The sequence below is a fragment of the Clavibacter californiensis genome, from assembly GCF_021952865.1.
GTDB classification, from domain to species: Bacteria; Actinomycetota; Actinomycetes; order Actinomycetales; family Microbacteriaceae; genus Clavibacter; species Clavibacter californiensis.
The window spans coordinates 739437-761642 of record NZ_CP040792.1 but is presented as its reverse complement, the minus strand read 5'-3'; the positions used below and the strand labels follow the sequence as shown (position 1 = coordinate 761642).

Genomic DNA, 22206 nt, shown 5'->3' with positions numbered 1-22206 from the left:
AGGCGCCCCCGTCGCGGTGGTCGTGCTGCCTTCGCAGATCCCCCTCGTACGGAGCCGCTCATGACCCATCCATCCCCACCGCCTGCTGCCTCGCGCGTCTGGCGCCGCAACCTCCTCGTGTGCGCGCTCGGCTCGTTCACGACGATCATCGGCATGACGTTGATCCTGCCGATCCTCCCCCTCTACGTCCGGGACCTCGGCGTCGACGACCCGCGTGAGGCCACCCTCTGGTCCGGCATCGCCTACGCGGCGACGTTCCTGACCGCGGCGCTGACGGCCCCGCTGTGGGGCTACCTCGGTGACCGGTTCGGACGGAAGCCCATGCTGATCCGCGCGAGCCTCGGCATGGCCATCGCCATGTCCCTGATCGGACTGGCCCAGGACGTGACCCAGCTCGTGCTGCTGCGCCTGCTCGTCGGGCTCCTCGGCGGCTACGCGTCGGGATCGACGATCCTCGTGGCCGCCCAGACCCCGAAGGAGCGCTCGGCCTGGGCCATCGGCGTCCTCTCGTCCGCGATCATGGCCGGCACGATCGCCGGCCCGCTGATCGGGGGGACCCTCGCGCAGTCCATCGGCGTGCAGGGCGCGTTCCTGGCGACGGGCGGACTGATCTTCATCGCCTTCATCGGCACCAGCGTGTTCCTCCGGGAGGTCCCCCGGGACGGCACCGCACGCGCCGGCTCGCGGCGAGCGGGGTCCTGGGCCGCCGTGCCGCACAAGCTGGCGATCCTCGCCCTGCTGAGCCTGTCGACGCTGCTCACGTTCGCGACGATCTCCGTGGAGCCGATCATCGCCTCCCACGTCCAGAGCCTCACCGGCTCCACCGACGGCCTGGCGATCTCGTCCGCGGTGGTCTTCTCGCTCACGGCGCTCGGCACGATCCTCTCCGGCCCGAACCTCGGACGCCTGGCCGACCGGATCGGGCACATGCAGGTCCTCGTGGTGAGCCTCGTCGCCGCGACGCTCCTCCTCGCGGTGCAGGCGCTCGCGACGGACCTCGTCACGTTCGCGATCCTGCGGTTCCTCACCGGCGTCGCCCTGGGCGGGATCACACCGAGCGTCGTCGCGACCATCCGGCGGCTCCTCCCCGACACGAGCGTCGGGCTGGTGCTGGGGTACAACGTGTCCGCGCAGTACGTCGGGCAGGTCGCCGGCCCGATCCTCGCGGGCGCGATCGGCAGCACCGCAGGCACCAGCGCCGTCTTCCTCACCACCGCGGGGGTGACCGCCGCAGGTCTCGTCACGGCGGCGGTCATCCGGCGGCGCTTCCGCGCGCAGCTCGCCGCGTAGCACCGCCGCGAGGAGCTCGCTGAGACGAGGAGGTGCACGACGACGACGACGGCGCCGGCCGCCCTGCATCCGGTGGCACGGGCGAGGAGAGGGCCAGGGGAGCGAGGAGCACTGAGCGACCAACGCTCTTGTTACCGTGAACAATCTGCACTACGTTCAGCGTGTCGATGAGGCCTCACGTCCTCTCCCACTCGACTCGCGATGCGCGCTCGCGCCTCCGCTCCCCCGCGTCGGGTTCATGGGTGAATCCGGAGAGGAACCGTCAATGTCGACGTCCCCCCTACCGAAGAGGCTCGAACCGAGGACCATGCGCGTGCCCGTCGTGGCCGGCGTGGCGTCGATCGCGCTGCTGGTCTCGTGCGCCGTGCCCGTGGTCGCCGCGTCGGCGGCCGACACGGTCCCGTCGCCCGAGCAGAGCCTCCTCGCCGACTTCACCTTCGACGCCGCCCCCACCGGCGGGGCGTTCGTCGATCGCACGACGCGTGCCTCCGTCGTCGGTGCCCCGGACCTCGTCCCCGGCAAGACGGGCCAGGGGACGGCAGCGCGCATCTCCCCCTCGTCGTGGCTCGACCTCACCGCCACCGACGGCAAGGCCGTGCTGGCCGGCCGTCAGAGTGTGACGATCTCGTACGACAGCAAGCCCGACTCGGCGGCGAACGCCGGGTGGACGGTCTTCGCGGCGCGCTCCGCCACGCGTCAGGAGTACGCCCAGGAGCACTATCTCGGCGTGCTCGACCGCACATCCGGGGTCACCGTCGAGCGGTACGACAACGCCACCGGTCGCAACACCTCCGGCAACCTGGACGCCCCCGCGGCGAACGCGGAGTGGAAGCACGTGGACCTGGTGGTCACCGCGACGACGACGCGGCTCTTCGTCGACAGGAAGCCGGTCGCCGTCAACGCATCCGGGATCCCGCTGACCCAGATCCTCGGATCCTCCGGCGGCGTCCTGCAGGTGGGCAAGGCGAACTGGGGTGGCGGCGAGTACTTCTCCGGCCTGGTCGACAACCTGCGCATCTACGACCGGGCGCTCTCCGGCACGGAGCTCGGCGCGGAGGCCACGGCCCTGCCCTCCGACGTCGGAGCCGCCCTCGCAGTCCCGTCCACCGTGCTCGGCGACCTCCCCTCGCGCGTCCTCGGCAAGCAGGTGACATGGGCAGCCACGGGCGCCGGCGCGAGCCGCGTGCAGGCGAACGGGGCGGTGGACACCACCGGGCTCGGCACCGGGACGGCGGCCGTCACGCTCACCGCCACCGTCGAGGGCTCTGCCCAGACGTACCGGTGGGACAGCCGCATCGCCGCCGCCGGCGGCCGGATCGCCACGTACGTCAAGACGGTGACGACCACCGACGGGACGAAGGACGACCCGCTGGCGTACCAGGACGACCGCCGGGCGGACGCCCTGTACGCCGCCGCGCTGCCCGCGGGCAGCACCACCTGGGAGCCGTTGAACCGCGCCCAGGCGATCCTGTACGTCGGCAACGACGGCGACCAGGGCGCGCGACCGAACGCCCAGGTGGGATCCCCCGGCCTCTTCCGCTTCGCGAACGGCGCTCTCGGCGCCGTCTCCTCCCAGAACAACGCGACCGACTCCATCTACGTGTGGACCTCCCCCGAGGGACGCACCTTCACCCAGCAGCGGGCCGTGCGGATCGCCCCCGGCTCGGTCGTGAGCGACCCGCGGATCGTGTTCGACGCCACCAGCCAGAAGTACAAGGTCTTCTGGACCGATCTGCTCACCGGCGAGGGTCGCGTGACGGTCCTCGCGGACCTGACCACGAGCACCGCGCTCGGCGTCACGTCGAAGGCCGACGTCCGATCCCTCGGCGTCCAGGGCGCGGGACTCCCGTCCTGGGCCACGCAGGACCAGGCGAGCGATCTCGCGCTGTCCACCACCGAGTTCGACACCTTCTACAAGAACTACGTCGACCTCCGGAACACGGGCGTCGAGAAGATCGACGCCTCCGTCGCCCAGGGCGCCGGAGCCGGCGGTGTCGCCGCCGCCCTCCCGAAGCAGGCCTCCCTCACCTACAACGACGGGTCGAAGAAGAGCCTGAACGTCGACTGGCAGGACGACCTCTCCGGCGTCGACACCAGCAAGCCGGGCACGTACCAGGTCTCCGGGACCGTCCAGCAGGACCCCGAGGAGATGGTCAGCGACGCCCGCGCCGATCCGTTCGTCTTCTTGAACCCCGACGACGGCTACTACTACCTGACCGGGTCGCACTACGGCCAGCCCTCCACCGGACCGATCGAGGAGAGCTCGAGCTACCGCAAGATCGGCCTCAAGCGCGCCACGACCCTCGCAGGGCTGCAGGACGCGCCGGAGCAGATCGTCATCGATCCCGACAAGGGCACACCCGGCAAGCAGGCGCAGTACCCGAACACCTTCTACGGCTGGGGCGGGTACATCTGGGCGCAGGAGTTCCACAAGATCAACGGCACCTGGTGGATCGTCGCCGGCATGAACAAGGGCTACGCCCCCGTGGGCGGCTGGTGCGACAACACCGTCATGATCCCCTACACGGGCACGGACGCGTCGATCGCCGCCGGCGGCTTCCTCGACCAGTCCAATTGGGGCGAGCCCGTCGTCCTCGACGGCGCCGCGTTCGACGTCAGCTACTTCGAGCGCACGGAGGCCGGAGCCCAGCAGGGCTACTGGATCATGCCCAACGGGGGCCAGATCCTGATCGGCAAGGCCAAGATGGGCCCGAAGGGCACCGTCCCGCTCGTCGACGGCCAGCTGACCCGGGTCTACAGCGAGTCCCAGCCCTGGGAGAGCGGCAAGCGGTCTCCCACGCCCAGCGACACCTCCGAGGGAGCCGACCAGGGCATCGTCGAGGCGCCCTTCATGGTGCAGCAGGGTGATGCGATCTCGATCACCTACTCCGGCGGCACGGTCGACAAGTACTACAGCCTCGGGCTCCTCACGACGACCGCGAACGCGGACCTCCAGGACCCGGCCAGCTGGAAGCAGACCGCCTTCCCGGTGCTCGACACGAACGACACGTCCACCGGGCGGATCGGGGCGGACGAGACCGCGTACTACACGAAGAAGCAGGCGGGCACGGGCCACAACTCGTTCGCCAAGGACGAGTCGGGGAACCTGGTGCTCGCGTACCACGCCCGCCCCTACCCGGACCCGCACACGGCGACGGACCCGCAGGGCGCCGGCGGGCTCTTCGACTCCGACCGCAACACCTGGTTCAAGGCGGTCAACGTCCGCGCCAACGGCACGCTCGACCTGTCGCTGACGAAGGACCAGGAGGTGGCGCCCGCGAACCGGACCGTCACCGCCACGGTCGTCGTCCGTGCGGCTACCTCGGCCGTGACCTCCACCGCCACGTCGCGGTGCGTCTCGGGCAAGGCCGTCGTCACGATCGTCACCAAGAACACCGGGGCAGCCACGGTCGTCACCTGGGCGACGCCGTGGGGTGAGCGCACGCAGAGCATCGGGGCGCAGAAGACCGCCACCCTGGCGATCACCACGCGGGCGACGGCGATCACCGCGGGAACGCTGTCCGGCACTGCGGTGGCGGGGACCGTCAGCACGCCGGTCACCACCGCCTATCCCGCCGCTCGCTGCGGCTGAGGCTGAGGCTGACGAGGTGCGGGGCTGACCGGAAGGTCCGCCCCGCACCCCGTCCACCCGTCCTCCTCCCCCCCCCCCCGACATCGACCCCCGACGGATCACGGCCGGCAGCGCCGTCGTCTCGCCTCGCACACGAAGGACCTCCCATGAGAATCTCCCCGCGGTGGAGCACCGCTCTCTCCGGTGCACGCCGGCGCGCGATGCGGCCTGAACCGGCCAGCCACCCCATCCGTCGATCCCCGCTGCGGGCCGCGGTCGCCGCGATCGGCCTCGGGGCGGTGCTGGCCTCGGGGCTCGTCGCCCCCGCCGTGGCCACGGCCGCGGAGCCCGTCGTCCCGACCTCGGGTCTCCTCGCCGACTACCGCTTCACGCAGGCGAGCGGCACGTCGGTGCCGAACGCCGCCGGTGGCGCCGTGGGTGCCGCCCGCGTCGTGAACGGGAGCGACGCTCTCTGGACGGGGACGTCGCTGCGTCTCACGGGCGGCGCGAAGTCCAGCGCCGCACCGTGGGTCGAGCTGCCCGACGACCTGCTGACCGGGAAGACGTCCGGGACGGTGACGATCGAGACCCGCGCGAACGCGTCGATGCTGGACACCTTCCACTTCCTCTGGAACATCGGCAGCGACAGCACCTCGCAGTACTGGTTCGCCTCCGTGCGCGACAAGGTGCGCACCGCGATCACCACCACGGGCGGGAACGGCGAGAACAACGCCCGCAGCGCCTCCGGGATCTCCGCCGACCGCTGGTACAGCCTCACCTCGGTGATCGACGCCGGCGCGGGGACCATCTCGTTCTTCGTCGACGGCGCGCGCGTCGCCTCCGCTCCGACCGCCCTCCGGCCGTCGTCGGTGGCCGACCAGTCGCTGAACACCATCGGCCGGGCACCGTATCCCGACCCCTTCTACGCGGGCGAGGTGTCGACGTTCCGCGTCTACGACCGCGCGCTCACCGGGGACGAGGTCGCGGCCGTGTCGAACGTCGACGCGAAGCTGCACGCATCGTCCTTCACGGCGGCGACCTCCGCCGTGCTGTCCGGGGTCGCGGCCGTGACCGTCGACGACGCGACGACGAACCTCCCCGACTACGGCGGAGCCGTCACCTGGGCCTCGAGCGACCCGACGCTGCGCATCGCCGCCGACGGCCGCACGCTCACGGCCGATCGCCCGGCCGCCGGTCAGGCGGCGCGGACCTCCACGCTCACGGCGACCGCGTCGATCCGGGGCGTCGCGCAGTCGCGCCAGGTCGCGGTCACCGTCGAGCCGCAGGTCGGCGTCGACACCCCGTACGGCTACATGATGGTGCACTTCGTCGAGGACGCTCAGGGCTACGCCGAGAAGATCTACCTCGACGTCTCCCGCGGCGACGACCCCGAGAAGTGGGATCCGCTGAACGGCGGCAAGGCCATCCTCGCGTCCGACCTCGGGACGACCGGCGTCCGCGACCCGTACCTCACCTACAACCCGCAGACGAAGAAGTACTACATCATCGCCACCGACCTGCGGGTCTTCGGCGGCGACCGCGGCACGGGCTCCTGCACCACCTGGTGCTACTGGACCACCCAGGGCAGCACCAAGATGAACGTCTGGGAGTCGACCGACCTGGTGTCCTGGAGCGACGTGCGCCAGTTCGACGTGGCGCTCGACGCCGCCGGGAAGAAGACCCTCGAGGCCGGCATGATGTGGGCTCCCGAGGCGACCTGGGTGCCCGACTACGCCGGCGCGGGCAAGGGCGCGTTCGTCGTCTACTGGTCCTCGACCGTCTACCCGGACGCCGGGCACGCACCGGGCTCGGGCGCGTCCCGGGTGCTGTGGGGCGCGACCACCGACTTCACGCAGGCCACCTACTCCTACGGCGGCACGTTCATCGACACCGGAGCCGACGTGATCGACACGACGATGATCCAGGACGGCGGGACGACCTACCGCATCTCGAAGGACAACGGCACCGGCCGCGGCATCTACATGGAGTCGACGACGGCGACGCAGTGGTGGCTCCCGGCGACCAAGTGGACGCAGCTGCAGGATCGGATCGGCGCCGTCTGGTCCGGGGGGAATCCGAGCGGTGTGGAGGGGCCGGCGGTGTTCAAGGACCACGGCGCCGATCGCTGGTACCTCTACGTCGACGTCATCCCCGCCGCCGGCTACCGCCCGATGGTCACGAACGACCTCGACGCCGGCTGGACGCAACTGGTCGACCCGGGCTTCTCGCTCGCGCCGTCGACCAAGCACGGTGGAATCGTCTCGCTCACCGCCGGCCAGTACGCCGAGGTGCGCGCCGCGGACGCGGCATCCGCCGTGCGGTCCGACTTCGGCGAGGTCGGATCCGTCAGCTCCCTCCCCGCGCGCACCGATGTCGTGCTCGCCTACGGACGCGGCACCGCTTCGCAGCCCATCACCTGGGACACCTCGTCGGTGGGCACGGCGCCCGGCCGCTACCCCGTCACCGGGGTCGTGCGCACTGTCGGCGCGAACGACGACCAGTGGATCGGGGCAGGCGGGTCGACTGCCTACGACGCGTCGGGTCGAGTGCTCTCCAGCTCGACGGCCGTGAAGGTGACCGCGACCGTCGTCACCGCGGCGACGGCCTCGCTCACGGCCTCGACACGGTGCGTGGCGGGCAAGGTCGTCGTGACCGGCGTGGTGCGGAACACCGGCACCTCGCCGCTGTCGGTCGTGATCGGCTCGGCGTGGGGCTCCTCGCCGACGCTGACGGCGGCTCCCGCGGGGAACGCCACGCACGCCTTCACGACGCGCGCCACCGCCGTCGCGGCCGGTTCGCTCACCGCGACGGCCGCCGGCGCCCGGCTGACGGCCGCGTACCCCGCTCGCGCCTGTGGGTGACGCGGGCGGTGACGGAGTCCGGGCAGCTGCTGGCGCTGACGCGGGGCACCATGACGCCGGTCGTGGAGCGCCTCGCGTCGCCCGGCTGCATCGGTCGGGCGCGAGCGACCCCGGACAGGCCTGAGCGGGTCACGGAGCTCGTCGGGCTCTCCCCCGGACGGCGTCAGCTGCTCCACACGGACATCGCCATGCTCCCGCATCCGATACCGGAGCGCGGGGGAGGCTCAGGGGACGAGGCGCCGTCGTGCACGTGAGCTGTCTGCACGTGATGTCACGACGGACCTCCCCGGCCTGCCCGTCAGGGGACGCGCGCACGGCACACCGCGAGGGGCACGTGGCGCGGGGCGATCCCGCTCTCCGCGTGCCCCGAAGCAGTCCACGGAACCTCCGAGCGTCCCCGACGCGCTCGGCGTCGCACCTGTCCCGCGAGATCACCGACACGTCCATCGCGGACCTCGTCGTCGGCGGCGGAACCGGACAGGTCACATCCGGCGCCCCCGCCCGCGGAGAACGCGTCGCGAAGCACGACCGGCCCACCGAGATCGCGGAGGACGATCCGGAGCCGCCCTACGGGCTGCGCTGACCCCGACCGGCCACCTCGTGGGCGACGCGCAGGAGAGCAGAACCAGCCGGCTGGGGCTCCCCCGACCAGATCGCCCGCAACGGCCGGGCGAGTGGCGGCCCGGAGAGCGGGACCCGCACCAGCGATCCAGCGTCGATGTCGGCGGCGACCGTGCGGAGGCTCATCACCGCCGGTGCGATGCCGGCCTGCGCGTTCGCCCGGATGATGCTCGTGGTCTCCAGCACCGCGGCCGGAACCGACATGTCCACGCCGGCCTCCCTGAGCCATGCGGCGAGGGTCGCGCGAGTGCCGGAGCCTTCTTCCCTCAGGAGCAGAGCCGTCGCCGGCCGGCGCTTCCGACGAGGCAGTCGAGCCGGCCGTCGTCGAGCATCCGGCGAGAAGGACGGCGGCGAACGCCGCAGTCGTCACAGTGGTCGCGATTCGCTTGAGCATGATGCCTCCTTTAGCGCGGGAACCGAGGTGGTCCCACCGAGGACACGACACAGCGGTCGCGAACGTTCAACGAGGCGAGGAGATCGCTGGCAGAGCATCCGCGCGGCAGGCGGCGTCAGCGAGAGCGATGATCCGTCGCGCGCACCTTCGCGTGAGGGCCCGAGACATCGCGCTGCTCGACGGCATCCCCGCGCAGACCGATGCGCCGGCCCCGTCGACGCCCTCACATCCCACGGATCCGTCATCCGCGGCACCCTGCTGGCACCGCCACAGGCGGCATGAGCGCCCCCGGAGAACTCTCGAGCGCTCAGATCGGATGCGCGTCCCCGGGGATGCGAGCCCAGCGCCCGTGCCCGGGATCACCCCGTGTTCTGCAGCCCCGCCGCGATGCCGTTGACCGTGAGGAGCAGGAGGCGGTGGTCCGGATCCGTCGGGTCGGCCTGACCGGGAACGCCCTGGCCGGGCGCGTCGGTAGCCGCCGTGCGCAGCGCGCGGAGGGCGCGGAGCTGCAGGAGCGAGAGCGCGTCGACGTACGGACTGCGGAGGCGGACCGCGCGACGCAGCACCGGCCGGCCCTCGAGGATCTCGTCGCGACCGGTGGCCTTCCGCACCCACTCGCGCGTGAGCTCCATCTCCTCGGTGACGAGCGCCGCGAGATCCGGTCGGTCGCCGAGCGCGAGGTAGCGCTCGGCGAGGCGGCCGTCGGTCTTGGCGAGCGACATCTCGACGTTGTCGATCATCGAGGTGAACAGCGGCCACTCCTCGTAGGCCTTCCGGAGCACGGCCTCGTCGCCGACGGCGGCCAGCGCCGAGCCGAGGCCGAACCAGCCGGTGAGGTTGATGCGCGCCTGCGTCCACGCGAACACCCACGGGATCGCCCGGAGGTCCTCGAGCGACTCGACCGAGAGGCCTCGGCGGGCGGGCCGGGATCCGAGCGCCAGCAGCCCGATCTCCTCCATCGGCGTGACCTGCGCGAACCACGGCGCGAAGCCGGGCGCCTTCACGAGCTCGAAGAAGCGGGCGCGGGAGGCCTCGTCCATCGTCCGGACCATCTCCGCGGATCCCTCGGCGGCGACCGCGTTGCGCTCCTCGTTCGAGGGCGCGGACGCCAGCAGGGTCGCGGCGGCCATCTGCTCGATGTGGCGGGCGGCGATGCGCTTGTCGCCGTAGTGGGCGAAGATCACCTCGCCCTGCTCGGTGAGCTTGAAGCGTCCGTCGACGGATCCCGGCGGCTGGGCCCGCACGGCGCGGTCGGCAGGCCCGCCGCCCCGGCCCAGCGCGCCGCCGCGGCCGTGGAAGAGCGTGAGCTCGATGTCGTTCTCGCGCGCCCACGCGGCGATGCGCGCCTGCGCGTCGAACAGCGCGAAGGTCGCCGACACCGGCCCGACGTCCTTCGACGAGTCGGAGTAGCCGAGCATGACCTCGAGCTTCCGGCCCGTGGCGGCGAGGCGGGCCTCGACCTGGGGCAGGCGGATCATGCCGTCGAGGATCTCGGTGCTCGCGTCGAGGTCCGCGAACGTCTCGAAGAGCGGGATCACGTCGAGGACGGGCGCCTCCTCCGCGGAGCCGAGAGCGAGCGCGGCCAGCTCGTGCACCGTGCGGATGTCGTCGGCGGATTGCGTGAACGAGACGATGAAGCGGGAGAACGGCGCGACGCCGTGCCGCTCCTGCAGGCGGGCGAGCGTGCGGAACACGTCGAGCACCTCGACGGTCATGGGCGCGAGCTCGGGCGCCTGGTCGCCGGACGCGTCGGCATCGGCCACGGCCAGCACCTCGCGGAGCGCCTCGCGATGCACCTGCGAGTGCTGCCGCACCTCCATCTCGGCGAGGTGGAAGCCGAACGTCTCGGCCTGCCAGACGAGGCCCTGCAGCTCGCCGCCCGCGATGCGGTGCGCGCCTGCGCTGCGGAGCGAGGCCTGCAGCACGCGGAGGTCGGCCAGCAGCTCGGCGGCCGACGGGTAGGCGATCGGGTCGTCGTGGCGCTCGCGCGTGGCGGCGAGGCGGCCGGCGATGACGAGCAGCACGCGGCGGTGCAGCTCGGCGGGGGCGCGCGTGCCGATGCGCGCGGTGAGGTGCGGCGCGAGCGCGTCCTGCGCGGCGGCGAGCTCCCGCAGCTCGGGGCTCGGCGGGGTGTCGGCGTCGCCGAGCGTGAGAGAGCGGCCGACGCGGAGGGCGACGCGCTCGAGCCCGAGGAGGATGTGCTCGCTGGCGATGCCCGCGGCCTCCTCGGTGACCGCGGCGGTGACGTACGGGTTGCCGTCGCGATCCGCGGCGATCCAGTTGCCGAGCCGGAAGAACGCGGGCGCGACCGCGTCGCGCACGCCGGCCTCGTCGCCGAGCAGCCAGTCGTCGAGCAGGCGGTAGACGCGCGGCACGACCTCGAACAGCGTCTGGTCGAAGACGCCCATGGCCGTGCGCACCTCGTCGAGCGGCGTGGGCCGGGTGGTGCGCAGCGGCGAGGTGCGCCACAGGCCGTCGATCTCCTCGAGCAGCCGCCGGTCGACGTCCTGGCCGGTGAGGGTGCCTGCCATGGCGCCGTCGCGCTCGGTGAGCAGGTCGCCGATGCGGCGGATCCCCGTGGCCACCGCCCGCCGACGCGCCTCGGTGGGGTGCGCCGTGAGCACCGGGTGGAACCGCATCTCGCCGAGGCGGCGCATGGCCTCATCGCGGCCGAGCTCCTCGGTGAGCCTGCCGACGGCGTCCGGGATGGAGTCGGGCACGAAGCCCGCGGCCGCCTCGCGCTCGCGGAGGACGCGCACGCGGTGGTGCTCCTCGGCGAGGTTCGCCAGGTGGAAGTAGCAGGTGAACGCGCGGGCGACCTGCTCGGCGCGCTCGGGCGTGAAGGTGGCGACGAGCCGCTCGGCGTCGTCGATGGAGGCGTCGCGCGCGCTCTCGTATGCGTCGATGACGAGCTCGCGGAGCCGCTCGACGTCGTCCAGCAGGTCCTGGCCGCCGGACTCGCGGAGCACCTGGCCGAGGAGGCCGCCGAGGTGGCTGACGTCGGCGCGGAGCGCCGGTTCGACGGCGTCGCGCGTACCGTCGCGGGTGGAGTCGTGCTCGAGGGGAAGCGGCTTCTTCGGGGGAGTCGTCACGGTGTCGAGGATACGGAAAGCGCGCGGCGGATCCTGCGCATGACGTCCGGGGACGCGCGCACCGGCTACGGATCCGGCTGTGCAGGGCGTGCCGGGCGACCGGATCAGCTCGCGGCGGGTGCCGCCACGCGCTCGTCCCGCGGCATCCGCAGCAGCGCGTACGCGGAGGCCGCGAGCAGCAGCACCGCGCCCGTCGCGAAGGCGACCGGGTAGGAGAACGCGTCGGCGAGGAAGCCGGCGACGAGCGGGCCGACGATCGCGCCGAGGTCCGAGACCATCGAGAACACCGCGACGGGCCGTCCGCTGCGGGCGCCCGCGGCGTCGCCGACCGCGGCCGCCGGCGCCGTGCCCATGAACGAGGCCGCCGCGCCGTACACGCAGAGCAGCACGGTGAGCACGACCATGTCGGGCGCGAAGGGGATGGCGATCATGAGCAGCCCGGCGACCCCGTACGCGCCGACGATCGCGGGTCGGCGACCGACCGTGTCCACGAAACGCGCCGCCGGCGCGAGCGCGAGCGCCTGCACCACGGCCGCGCACGCGAACGCGATGCCGGTGGCCGAGGGTTCCGCGCCGATCACGGCCACGACGAGCAGCGGGATCAGCGCGCTGCGGACGCCCATCGACGCCCACCCGTTGCCGAGGTTCGCCAGCAGCGCGGCCCGGTAGCGCGGGTCGCGGAGCACGCGGCCGAACGGGATCACGACCTCGTCGGCGCCGGTCGCCTGGGCCTCGCGCGTGCGCGGCCGGAGGAGCAGCAGCCCGATGACGCTCGCGACCGCGAGCGTGGCCGCATAGAAGAAGAAGGGTGCGGTGAGAGAGATCTGCGCGAGCAGGGCGCCGAGCGCGGGCCCCGCCATGCCGCCGATGAGGAAGCCGCCCTGGTAGAAGCCGATCGCGCGGGCGCGGCGGGTCGGATCCGTGGAGCCGAGCAGCAGCGTCATCGCGGCCACCGAGAACATCGCCGACCCGATGCCGCCCGCGCCTCGGAGGAGGAGGAGCTGCACGTAGTCCTGCGCCAGGCCCGCGAGGCCGGAGGAGACCGCGACGATCCCGATGCCGACCGCGAGCACCGTGCGCTCCCCGCTCCAGTCGATGAGGCGGGCGACGAACGGGCTCATCACGAAGCGCATGAGCGCGAACGCGGAGATCACCGCACCGACCTCGAAGCTGCCGACCCCGAAGCTCTCGGCGTAGACGGGCAGCACGGGCACGACCACGCCGAAGCCGACCATCACGAAGAAGGCGATGACGCCGAGGACGACCACGTCGCGCGGGAGCTTCGCGCGCGGTGCACGTGCGGGGCCGCGGGTGTCGGGCATCGAGCCGTCGCCGGGCTCGAGGGTGCTCGCGGATCCGCCACGACGAAAACCGCGCATGCGTTGAGGATACGCGCTGCGTGGTGAGCGCCCCCGCGCGCTCAGGCCCGGCCGTGCTCCACGTCGAGCTCCACGCGGTCGGCGGCGAAGCGCGTCACGTTGAGGAGGAGCGGCGTGCCGTCGGGCAGCGTGTTGAGCGCGCGGACCACGAGCACGACCGCGCCCGAGGGCAGCTGCAGCTCCACGGACTCGGCGGCCGTCGCGAGGCGCCCGGTGACGGTGGTCGCGGAGCGCAGGTAGTCGTCGACGCCGACGGCGCGCAGGGCGTTCGTCATCGACCCGTCGGGTCCGTAGCGCTCGACGATCCCGGGCACGAGCTCCTCCACGAGCCACGACGTGCCGCGCACCACGGGCCGGCCGTCGACGAGCCGCAGCGTCTCGAGGCGGAGGGCGGGGCGGCCGGCGAGGGCGAGGCGCTCGGCGACGTCGGCGGGCGGATCCCCGATCGCCCACTCGAGCAGCTCGCCCGTGGACGCGGATCCGCGGCCGGCGAGGCTGTCGCTGAGCCGCGTCCGCAGGCCGATGCGGTGGACGATGACGTCGTGCGCGGTCACGAACGTGCCGCTGCCGCGCCGCGAGACGACGAGCCCGTCCGTCGCGAGCGCCGCGACGGCCTGGCGCACGGTGTGGCGGTGGACCTCGAAGCGCTCGGCGAGCTCGCTCTCCGACGAGAGCTTCGTCCCGGCCGGGACGGTGCCCTGCAGGATCTCGGCGCGCAGCTCCTCCGCGATGAGCCGCCAGGCGGAGTACCCGCTCGTGGATCTGCTCTGCGTCGCCATGTCCCGTCGACCCTACCGGGCGGTCGCGCGCCGGATCCGGTCGCGGTCGCGGATCCGGCGCCCACCGCCCGCCCGGCCGCCGCCCGCGTTCCCCACCTGTTCACCTGCTCGCGTCCGACTCGTCGCGCGCGGGCGGGTTCCGGCGTGCCGTCGACCGCTAGGTTCGACTTATCTAGATCAGCAGACAACTTGGAGGGATCGCGGCCATGACGACGACCACGACCAGCAGCACCGGACGGGGGGACGTCGCCGCCCGGCAGCGCTGGATGCGCGTCCTCTCCGCGGCCGACGTCGGCGCGCTCGACGCCGCGTGGACCGCATGGGAGCCCAAGCCCGAGGTGCAGCACATCCGGGGTCCGGAGGCCGGGCTCGTCATGGTGCGCGGCCGCGTCGACGCCGGCGGCGCGCGCTTCAACCTCGGAGAGGCCACCGTGACGCGCGCCACCCTCCGCCTCCACGGACCCGCCATGGCGGCCGACGCCCTCGGCAGCTCGTACGTCCTCGGATCCGACCTCGAGCACGCACGCCTCGCCGCCCTCTTCGACGGGATGCTCCTCGACGCCGGCCTGCACGACCGCGTGGTCGCCGAGGTCGTGGCGCCGCTGGAGCGCGCACGCGCCGCGGCCGACGACGTCCGCGCCGCCGAGGCGCGCAGCACGCTCGTGGACTTCTTCACGGTCGCCCGGGAGAACGGGTGACTGCGGCGACGGGCCGCGCGCCCGGCATCCCCGCCCCCGGCTTCCCGGACGCGACGCGCGGCGCGCAGGCCGCGTTCCGCGCGCTCCTCGACGCGCTCGCGCACCCGACGCGGATCCAGCCGCTCACGGGCCCCGCCGAGGCGCCCGCCGGTCTCGGCCCGGGCCTCGGCGCCGTCGCCCTCACCGTGCTCGACGAGGAGTCGGCGCTGTGGCTCGACCCGCGTCGCGCGGCCGACCGGGAGGTCACCTCCTGGCTCACCTTCCACACGGGCGTGCGCCTCGTCACCGCGGCCGCGGACGCGGACTTCGTGCTCGCCGACCCGGCGTCGCTCCCGCCGCTCGCGGAGCTCGCCGCCGGCACCGACGAGGAGCCGCACCGCTCCGCGACCGCGCTCCTCGACGTGCGCGACGCCGCCGGCACCCTGCGGATCCGGGCCGAGGGCCCCGGCATCGACGGGCACGCGATCGCCGACGCCCCCTGGGCGGACGACGCCCTCATCGACGCCTGGCGGGCCAACGGCGAGCGCTTCCCGCGCGGCGTCGACCTCCTGCTCGTCGACGCGGGATCCGTCTCCGCTCTGCCACGCACCACCCGCCTCCGGGCGGCCGACCCCCGATCGGAGGCCTGATGTACGTCGCCGTCAAGGGCGGGGAGAAGGCGATCGCCGCCGCGCACGCCCTGCTCGCCGCCGAGGGCCGGGGCGCCCCCGGATCCTCGCGGATCGAGGCCGGCCAGGTCGCCGGCCAGCTCGGCGTCCTCGTCTCCCGCGTGATGACCGAGGGGTCGCTGCACGACCCGGAGCTCGCCGCGCGGGCCCTCATCCAGGCGCAGGGCGACGTGCTGGAGGCCGTCACGCTGCTGCGCTCCTACCGCACGACGCTCCCGCGCTTCGGGTGCACGCTGCCGGTCGACACCGCCGGGCTCCCGCCGCAGCGCCGCGTCTCGGCGACGTTCAAGGACCTGCCGGGCGGCCAGCAGCTCGGCGCGACCTTCGACTACACGCACCGCCTCTTCACCGACGCCGAGCCCGCCGCGGTGACCTCGCGCTCGGCCGACGCGGGCGCCACCATGCCGCGCGTGGCCGACCTCCTCGGCCACAGCGCGCTCATCGAGCCCGACTCGCACCCCGGCCAGGACGACGAGGAGCCCGCGGACATCACGCGCGAGCCCACCGTCTACCCGATGACGCGCGCCGAGCGCCTGCAGGCCCTCGCCCGCGGCGACGAGGGCTTCCTCCTCGGCCTCGGCTACTCCACGCAGCGCGGCTTCGGCACGACGCACCCGTTCGCGGGCGAGATCCGCGTGGGCGAGGTCGAGGTGGAGATCGACGCGCCCGAGCTCGGCTTCGCGGTGCCGCTCGGGCGGATCGAGGTCACCGAGTGCCAGATGGTCAACCAGTTCACGGGCAGCGCCGACCGGCCCGCCCAGTTCACCCGCGGCTACGGCCTCGCCTTCGGGCGCAGCGAGCGCAAGGCGATGTCGATGGCGCTCGTCGACCGGGCGCTCCGGGCCGACGAGCTCGGCGAGCGCGTGACCGCCCCCGCGCAGGACGAGGAGTTCGTGATCAGCCACTGCGACAACGTGCAGGCGACCGGGTTCGTCGAGCACCTCAAGCTGCCGCACTACGTGGACTTCCAGGCCGAGCTCGTGCTCGTGCGCCGGCTGGCCCGCGAGTGGCGCGAGCGGCAGGAGGCGCCCGCCGCCGAGGAAGCACCCGTCGACGATGCATCGACGGGCGTCCCCGCCGGGGCGGGGGCCCGCGCATGAGCGCCTCCCTCATCGGCTACAACCTCGGCTACCTCGACGAGCAGACCAAGCGCATGATCCGCCGCGCGCTCCTCAAGGCCGTCGCGATCCCCGGATTCCAGGTGCCGTTCGCGAGCCGCGAGGTGCCCATGCCGCGCGGCTGGGGCACGGGCGGCGTGCAGGTCACGGCGGCCGTGATCGGCGAGGACGACGTCCTGAAGGTCATCGACCAGGGCGCGGACGACACCACGAACGCCGTCTCCATCCGGCAGTTCTTCGCCTCCGTCGCCGGCGTCGCGACCACCACGCGCACCGACGAGGCCACCGTGATCCAGACCCGGCACCGGATCCCCGAGACGCCGCTCGCCGAGGGCCAGGTCATCGTCTACCAGGTGCCCATGCCGGAGCCGCTGCGCTTCCTCGAGCCCCGCGAGACGGAGACCCGGCGCCTGCACGCGCTCGAGGAGTACGGGCTGATGTACGTGAAGCTCTACGAGGACATCGCGCGCTTCGGGCACGTCGCGAAGACGTACGACTACCCCGTGATGGTCGCCGGCCGGTACCTCATGGCGCCGTCCCCCGTCCCGAGCTTCGACAACCCGAAGATGCACATGAGCCCGGCGCTGCAGCTGTTCGGCGCCGGTCGCGAGAAGCGGATCTACGCGGTGCCGCCGTACACGAGCGTGGAGAGCCTCGGCTTCGAGGACCACCCGTTCGAGCCGCAGTCCTTCGAGGACCCGTGCACGATCTGCGGATCCACGGGCGTGTACCTCGACGAGGTCATCACCGACGACCGGGGCGCGTCCATGCACGTCTGCTCCGACACCGACCACTGCGAGCGCACGGTCGAGGCCGCTCGCGCCCACGACGAGGAGGCGCGCGCATGAGCGACGACGACCGACCGCTGCTCGAGGTCCGCGGGGCCGCCCACCGCTACGGCGACCGCTACGGCTGCCGCGACGTCGACCTCGACCTGTACCCGGGCGAGGTGCTCGCGGTCGTGGGCGAGTCGGGATCCGGGAAGTCGACCCTGCTCGGCACCCTGTCCCAGCGGCTCGCGCTCAGCGCGGGCAGCATCCGCTACCGGCTGGCCGACGGCGAGGTCGTGGAGCTCGCGGACCTGTCCGAGAGCGCGGTGCGCCGGCTGTGGCGGAGCGAGTGGGGCTTCGTGCACCAGGATCCCGCCGACGGCCTGCGCATGCACGTGAGCGCGGGCGGCAACGTCGGCGAGCCGCTCATGACGAACGGGTGGCGGCACTACGGGCGGATCCGCGAGACGGCGGCCGAGTGGCTGCGGCACGTGGAGATCCCGGTCGACCGCATCGACGACCACCCGACGACGTTCTCCGGCGGCATGCGGCAGCGGCTGCAGATCGCCCGGAACCTCGTCGTCTCGCCGCGGCTCGTCTTCATGGACGAGCCCACGAGCGGCCTCGACGTCTCCGTGCAGGCGCGCCTGCTCGACCTCATCCGCGGCCTGGTGGCGGAGCTCGGCCTCGCGGTCGTGATCGTCACCCACGACCTCGCCGTCGCCCGCCTCATCTCGCACCGCACGCTCGTGATGAAGGACGGCCGCGTCATCGAGTCCGGCCTCACCGACCGGGTCCTCGACGACCCGCAGGCCGCCTACACCCAGCTGCTCGTCTCCTCGATCCTGCAAGGATGATCCGCCCCATGACCGGAAGCACCCCCGGACCCGCGCCCGCGCCAGCCCCGATCCTGACCGTCGACGGGGTGGGCAAGACCTTCACGATGCACCTGCAGGGCGGCCAGCGGCTCGCCGTCCTCGACGGCCTCTCCTTCGTCGTCGGCCGCGCCGAGGCGGTCGTCCTCGGCGGCGCCTCCGGGGCCGGGAAGTCCACGGTCCTGAAGCTCGTCTACGGCAACTACCTCGCCGACCGCGGCCGCATCGTGGTGCACGCTCCGGGCGGCGACGTCGACATGGCGACCGCCCCGCCGCGCGCCGTGCTCGCGGCCCGCCGCGACGCGGTCGGCTACGTGAGCCAGTTCCTCCGCTGCGTCCCGCGCGTCGGCACGCTCGACGTGGTGGCCGAGCCGCTCGTCGAGCGCGGGGTCGACGCGGAGGACGCGCGCGACCGGGCCGCGCGCATCCTCACGCGGCTGTCGATCCCGGAGCGGCTGTGGTCGCTGCCGCCCGCGACCTTCTCGGGCGGCGAGCAGCAGCGCGTGAACGTCGCGCGCGGGTTCCTGCCGGAGCTGCCGCTCCTCCTCCTCGACGAGCCGACCGCGTCGCTCGACGCCCGGAACCGCGACGTGGTGGTCGAGCTGATCGCCGAGAAGCGCGCCGCCGGCGTCGGCATGCTCGGGATCTTCCACGACGCCGAGGTGCGGGCCGCGGTCGCCGACCGGGCCGTGGACGTGGAGGCGTTCGTACCGGCCGTCGCGGTGGCCGCCCGATGACCCGCGTCGCGGTCTACGCCATCCCCGGCGTCGGCTCGGACGACCCCGTCGGGATCCTGCTGCGGGAGCGCGCCGAGGCGTGGCTCGGGCGGTCCGTCGTCGGCGGATCCGCGGCACCCGCCCCCGGCGCGCCCGTGGGCTGGACGCGCGCAGAGGTCGACGCGATCACGGTCGACGCCCGGCGCTACGGCTTCCACGGGACGCTCAAGGCGCCCTTCCGCCTCGCCGACGGGCACGACATCGCCGGGCTCGAGGCCGCGGTCGCCGAGCTCGCGGGCGCCCGCGATCCCGTCGCGCTGCCCGGCCTCCGGGTCGCCTCGCTCGGCGGCTTCCTCGCGCTCGTGCCGACGGGGCCGGTCCCGGCGCTGGACGCGCTCGCCGCGGACGTCGTCATGGGCCTCGACGCGTTCCGCGCTCCCCCGACCGACGCGGAGACCGCACGCCGGGACCCCGCCTCCCTCAGCCCGCGCCAGCGCGAGCTCCTCGCGACGTGGGGCTACCCGCACGTGCTCGACGGGTTCCGCTTCCACCTGACCCTCACCGACCGGATCCCCACCGCCGCGCGCCCCCGCGCCGAGGCCGCCCTCGCCGCCTGGTTCGCGGACGGGACGGACCGCCCGGTCGCCGTCGACGCGCTCGCCGTCGTGATCGAGGACGCCCCCGGCGCCGCCTTCCGCCTCCACTCCGTCCACCCGCTCCGCACCCCGCTCCTCCCCCGCGCCGCCCTCGAGGACACCTCGCACGACCCCGACACCACGCCCCACCCCCGCGCCGCCCCGGCGCTCGAAACCGAAGGACCCCGATGAGCCGCGAGACCGTCCTGCGCAACGCCCGCATCGTCCTCGACGACGAGGTGCTGCACGGATCCGTCCTGATCCGCGACGGCCTCGTCGCCGACATCTCCCCCGGCACCGCGGGCGAGGTCGGCGGCACCGGCGACGACCTCGACGGCGACCTCCTGATCCCCGGCCTCGTCGAGCTGCACACCGACCACCTCGAGTCGCACGCGCAGCCCCGGCCGGGCACGCGCTGGGATCCGATCCCCGCCGTCCTCGCGCACGACGCGCAGCTGAGCGGCGCCGGCGTCACCACGGTCTTCGACGCGATCCGCATCGGCACCCTCGAGGGCCGGGACGACGCCACCACGCTGTCGCTCTCGCTCGCGGAGGCCATCGAGCACGCCGTGGCCGCCGGGCTGCTGCGCGCGGAGCACCTCATCCACCTGCGCTGCGAGGTCGCGGCGCCGGACACGGCCGCCGAGTTCCGCGAGTTCGACCGCATCGCGTCCGTCCGCCTGGCCTCGCTCATGGACCACACGCCCGGGCAGCGCCAGTACGCGGACGTCGAGGCGTTCTCGCGCTACATGGTGGGCCGCGGACGCGTGTCCCAGGCGGGGATCGGCGCCCTCATGGAGGAGCTGCAGGCCGTCGCAGCGGAGCACTCGACGCCCAACCGCATCGCCATCGCCGAGCTCGCCACCGCGCGCGGGGTGACGCTCGCGGCCCACGACGACGCCACCGTCGCGCACGTCGAGGAGTCCGCGGCGCTCGGGGTGCGCATCTCCGAGTTCCCGACGACCGAGGTCGCCGCGCGCGCCGCCCGCGAGCACGGGCAGCTGATCGTCATGGGCGCGCCGAACATCGTGCGCGGCGGCAGCCAGTCGGGCAACGTCGCGGCCGCCGAGCTGCTCGCGCTGGGGCTGCTCGACGTGCTCTCCTCCGACTACGTCCCCGCGAGCCCGCTGCAGGCGATCGTGCAGCTCGACGCCGACGGGATCCTGCCCCTCACGCGCGGGGTGCGACTCGTCAGCGGCGACCCGGCGCGGGCCGTCGGGCTCGACGACCGCGGGTCGATCCGCGTGGGCGCGCGCGCGGACCTCGTGCGCGTGCACCGCCACGTCGTGCCCGCGAGCGAGCGCCACCCCGGCGGCCGCACCGTGCCCGTCGTCCGCGGCGTGCACCTCCGGGGAGCGCGGGTGTCGTGAGCGACGCCGTCTCTGCCGGCGCCGCGCCGGCCGCTCCCGCTCCCGCCGCTCCGGCTCCCGTCCCCCTCGGCCCCGGCCCGTTCGTCGCCGTCGTCGGCGCGAGCGGGGTCGGCAAGGACGCGCTGCTCGGCGCCGCCCGCGCGCGCAGCGGACCGGACGCGCACTTCCCCCGCCGCGCCATCACCCGGCCGCCCGGGCCCGGCGAGGACTTCGACGCCGTCGGCGACGAGGAGTTCGCCGCGGCGGCCGCGCGCGGCGACTATGCCGTGACCTGGCACGCGCACGGCCTCTCCTACGGGATCCCCGCCACGACCGACGACGCCATCCGCGCCGGCGCGGCCGTGGTCGCGAACGTCTCCCGCAGCATGCTCGACGTGCTCCAGGCGCGCTACGCCCGGCTGGTCGTGGTGCGGATCACGGTATCCGACGACGTGCGGGCCGCCCGGCTCCGCGAGCGCGGACGAGAGGCCGCCGACGACATCGCCCGGCGGCTCGCCCGCCAGGATCCGGCGCCCGACCGGGTGGCCGACCACGAGGTGCGGAACCACGGCACGGTCGCCGAGGGCGGCGAGGCGCTGCTCCACGCCATCCGGGCGGCCCGCGCGTCCGCCCTGGCCGGATCGGCACCTGCCGGATCTACACCGACAGCATCGGCACCGGCCGGATCGGCACCGACAGCCTCGGCGCCGGCCGCCTCCCCGCTCCCCCACCCCATCGACCCCGCGCCCCGCGGACGGACGGAGACCCCATGACCACGAAGCTCACCGAGGAGCCCCTGATCGCCCCCGACGTCGTCATGGCCGGCAGCGAGCTCGGCCGCTGGACGCAGATCGGCGCGGGCACGCGCCTGCTCGACACCGTGATCGGCGACTACAGCTACTGCGACCGCCTGTGCGACTTCGCGCACACCGACGTGGGCCGCTTCTCGAACATCGCGAGCGCCGTGCGGATCGGCGCCACCGACCACCCGCTCGATCGGGCGACGCTGCACCACTTCATGTACCGCAGCACCATGTACTGGGACGACGTCGACGACGACGCGGAGTTCTTCGCGCACCGCCGCTCCCGCCGCACCTCCATCGGGCACGACACCTGGATCGGGCACAGCGCCATGATCAAGCCGGGCGTGCGCGTCGGGGACGGCGCGGTCGTCGCGTCCGGCGCCGTCGTCACGCGCGACGTGCCGGACTACGCGATAGTCGCGGGCGTCCCCGCCACCGTGATCCGCTTCCGCCAGCCGCGCGAGATCGCCGAGCGCCTGCGCCGGCTCGCGTGGTGGGACTGGGATCACGCGACCCTCCGCGCGCGCCTGGACGACTTCCGCGCGCTGCCGACCGAGGCGTTCCTGGAGCGGTACGAGGGCTGACGC

At 73.7% G+C, this 22206-nt stretch carries 18 protein-coding genes; 14 read left to right on the top strand and 4 right to left on the bottom strand.

Annotated features, from left to right (window positions below; genetic code table 11):
• Window positions 1–60 precede the first annotated feature (60 nt).
• From FGD68_RS03910 to FGD68_RS15495, 4 genes are all read left to right on the top strand, one after another.
• Window positions 61–1290, top strand: coding sequence for an MFS transporter (locus tag FGD68_RS03910; RefSeq protein ID WP_119372149.1), 1230 nt, complete (start codon window positions 61–63; stop codon window positions 1288–1290).
• Window positions 1291–1603: 313 nt separating this feature from the next.
• Complete coding sequence (locus FGD68_RS03905; protein WP_182480860.1) at window positions 1604–4882, top strand: family 43 glycosylhydrolase; 3279 nt, start codon at window positions 1604–1606, stop codon at window positions 4880–4882.
• A 146-nt stretch (window positions 4883–5028) separates the two neighbouring features.
• Window positions 5029–7722 (top strand): LamG-like jellyroll fold domain-containing protein, encoded by a 2694-nt coding sequence (locus FGD68_RS03900; RefSeq protein WP_119372151.1) that lies wholly within the window; start codon window positions 5029–5031, stop codon window positions 7720–7722.
• Window positions 7723–7990: 268 nt separating this feature from the next.
• On the top strand, window positions 7991–8305 hold the full coding sequence (locus FGD68_RS15495) for a hypothetical protein (protein ID WP_119372153.1): 315 nt from the start codon (window positions 7991–7993) through the stop codon (window positions 8303–8305).
• Here FGD68_RS15495 and FGD68_RS03890 read toward each other — a convergent pair.
• The 4 genes from FGD68_RS03890 to phnF all read right to left on the bottom strand — a co-directional run bounded on the left by FGD68_RS03890 (window position 8290) and on the right by phnF (window position 13987).
• Window positions 8290–8613: a LysR substrate-binding domain-containing protein gene (locus tag FGD68_RS03890; RefSeq protein ID WP_237610030.1), complete on the bottom strand. Its 324-nt coding sequence runs from the start codon at window positions 8611–8613 to the stop codon at window positions 8290–8292. The genes FGD68_RS15495 and FGD68_RS03890 overlap by 16 nt on opposite strands.
• 483 nt (window positions 8614–9096) lie before the next feature.
• A complete protein-coding gene (locus FGD68_RS03885) occupies window positions 9097–11829 on the bottom strand; it encodes a phosphoenolpyruvate carboxylase (protein WP_119372155.1) in 2733 nt (910 codons plus the stop codon).
• Between the two features lie 104 nt (window positions 11830–11933).
• On the bottom strand, window positions 11934–13208 hold the full coding sequence (locus FGD68_RS03880; protein ID WP_237609806.1) for an MFS transporter: 1275 nt from the start codon (window positions 13206–13208) through the stop codon (window positions 11934–11936).
• Between the two features lie 41 nt (window positions 13209–13249).
• Entirely contained in the window at window positions 13250–13987 is a 738-nt protein-coding gene (gene phnF, locus FGD68_RS03875) for a phosphonate metabolism transcriptional regulator PhnF (RefSeq protein ID WP_104236904.1), read from the bottom strand.
• Between the two features lie 206 nt (window positions 13988–14193).
• Between phnF and phnG the strand changes: the two genes are divergently transcribed.
• The 10 genes from phnG to FGD68_RS03825 are packed head-to-tail and all read left to right on the top strand — an operon-like array spanning window position 14194 to window position 22203.
• Window positions 14194–14685: a phosphonate C-P lyase system protein PhnG gene (phnG, locus tag FGD68_RS03870; RefSeq protein ID WP_119372157.1), complete on the top strand. Its 492-nt coding sequence runs from the start codon at window positions 14194–14196 to the stop codon at window positions 14683–14685.
• On the top strand, window positions 14682–15314 hold the full coding sequence (gene phnH, locus FGD68_RS03865) for a phosphonate C-P lyase system protein PhnH (protein ID WP_237609805.1): 633 nt from the start codon (window positions 14682–14684) through the stop codon (window positions 15312–15314). Before phnG ends, phnH begins: the two co-directional genes overlap by 4 nt.
• A complete protein-coding gene (locus FGD68_RS03860; RefSeq protein WP_119373596.1) occupies window positions 15314–16453 on the top strand; it encodes a carbon-phosphorus lyase complex subunit PhnI in 1140 nt (379 codons plus the stop codon). The genes phnH and FGD68_RS03860 overlap by 1 nt, the downstream gene beginning before the upstream one ends.
• Window positions 16450–17319, top strand: a complete 870-nt coding sequence (locus FGD68_RS03855) for an alpha-D-ribose 1-methylphosphonate 5-phosphate C-P-lyase PhnJ (protein WP_104236908.1) — start codon at window positions 16450–16452, stop codon at window positions 17317–17319. The genes FGD68_RS03860 and FGD68_RS03855 overlap by 4 nt, the downstream gene beginning before the upstream one ends.
• Window positions 17316–18098 carry a phosphonate C-P lyase system protein PhnK gene (gene phnK / locus FGD68_RS03850; RefSeq protein WP_119373597.1) on the top strand — a complete coding sequence of 261 codons (783 nt, stop codon included), beginning with the start codon at window positions 17316–17318 and terminating at the stop codon, window positions 18096–18098. The genes FGD68_RS03855 and phnK overlap by 4 nt, the downstream gene beginning before the upstream one ends.
• An 8-nt stretch (window positions 18099–18106) precedes the next feature.
• Entirely contained in the window at window positions 18107–18853 is a 747-nt protein-coding gene (gene phnL, locus FGD68_RS03845) for a phosphonate C-P lyase system protein PhnL (protein ID WP_237609804.1), read from the top strand.
• Complete coding sequence (locus FGD68_RS03840; protein ID WP_119373727.1) at window positions 18850–19659, top strand: DUF1045 domain-containing protein; 810 nt, start codon at window positions 18850–18852, stop codon at window positions 19657–19659. Before phnL ends, FGD68_RS03840 begins: the two co-directional genes overlap by 4 nt.
• Window positions 19656–20837, top strand: coding sequence for an alpha-D-ribose 1-methylphosphonate 5-triphosphate diphosphatase (locus tag FGD68_RS03835; RefSeq protein WP_237609803.1), 1182 nt, complete (start codon window positions 19656–19658; stop codon window positions 20835–20837). Before FGD68_RS03840 ends, FGD68_RS03835 begins: the two co-directional genes overlap by 4 nt.
• Window positions 20834–21589 carry a phosphonate metabolism protein/1,5-bisphosphokinase (PRPP-forming) PhnN gene (gene phnN / locus FGD68_RS03830; protein WP_237609802.1) on the top strand — a complete coding sequence of 252 codons (756 nt, stop codon included), beginning with the start codon at window positions 20834–20836 and terminating at the stop codon, window positions 21587–21589. Before FGD68_RS03835 ends, phnN begins: the two co-directional genes overlap by 4 nt.
• On the top strand, window positions 21586–22203 hold the full coding sequence (locus FGD68_RS03825; protein ID WP_119373827.1) for a DapH/DapD/GlmU-related protein: 618 nt from the start codon (window positions 21586–21588) through the stop codon (window positions 22201–22203). The genes phnN and FGD68_RS03825 overlap by 4 nt, the downstream gene beginning before the upstream one ends.
• Window positions 22204–22206: the final 3 nt, after the last annotated feature.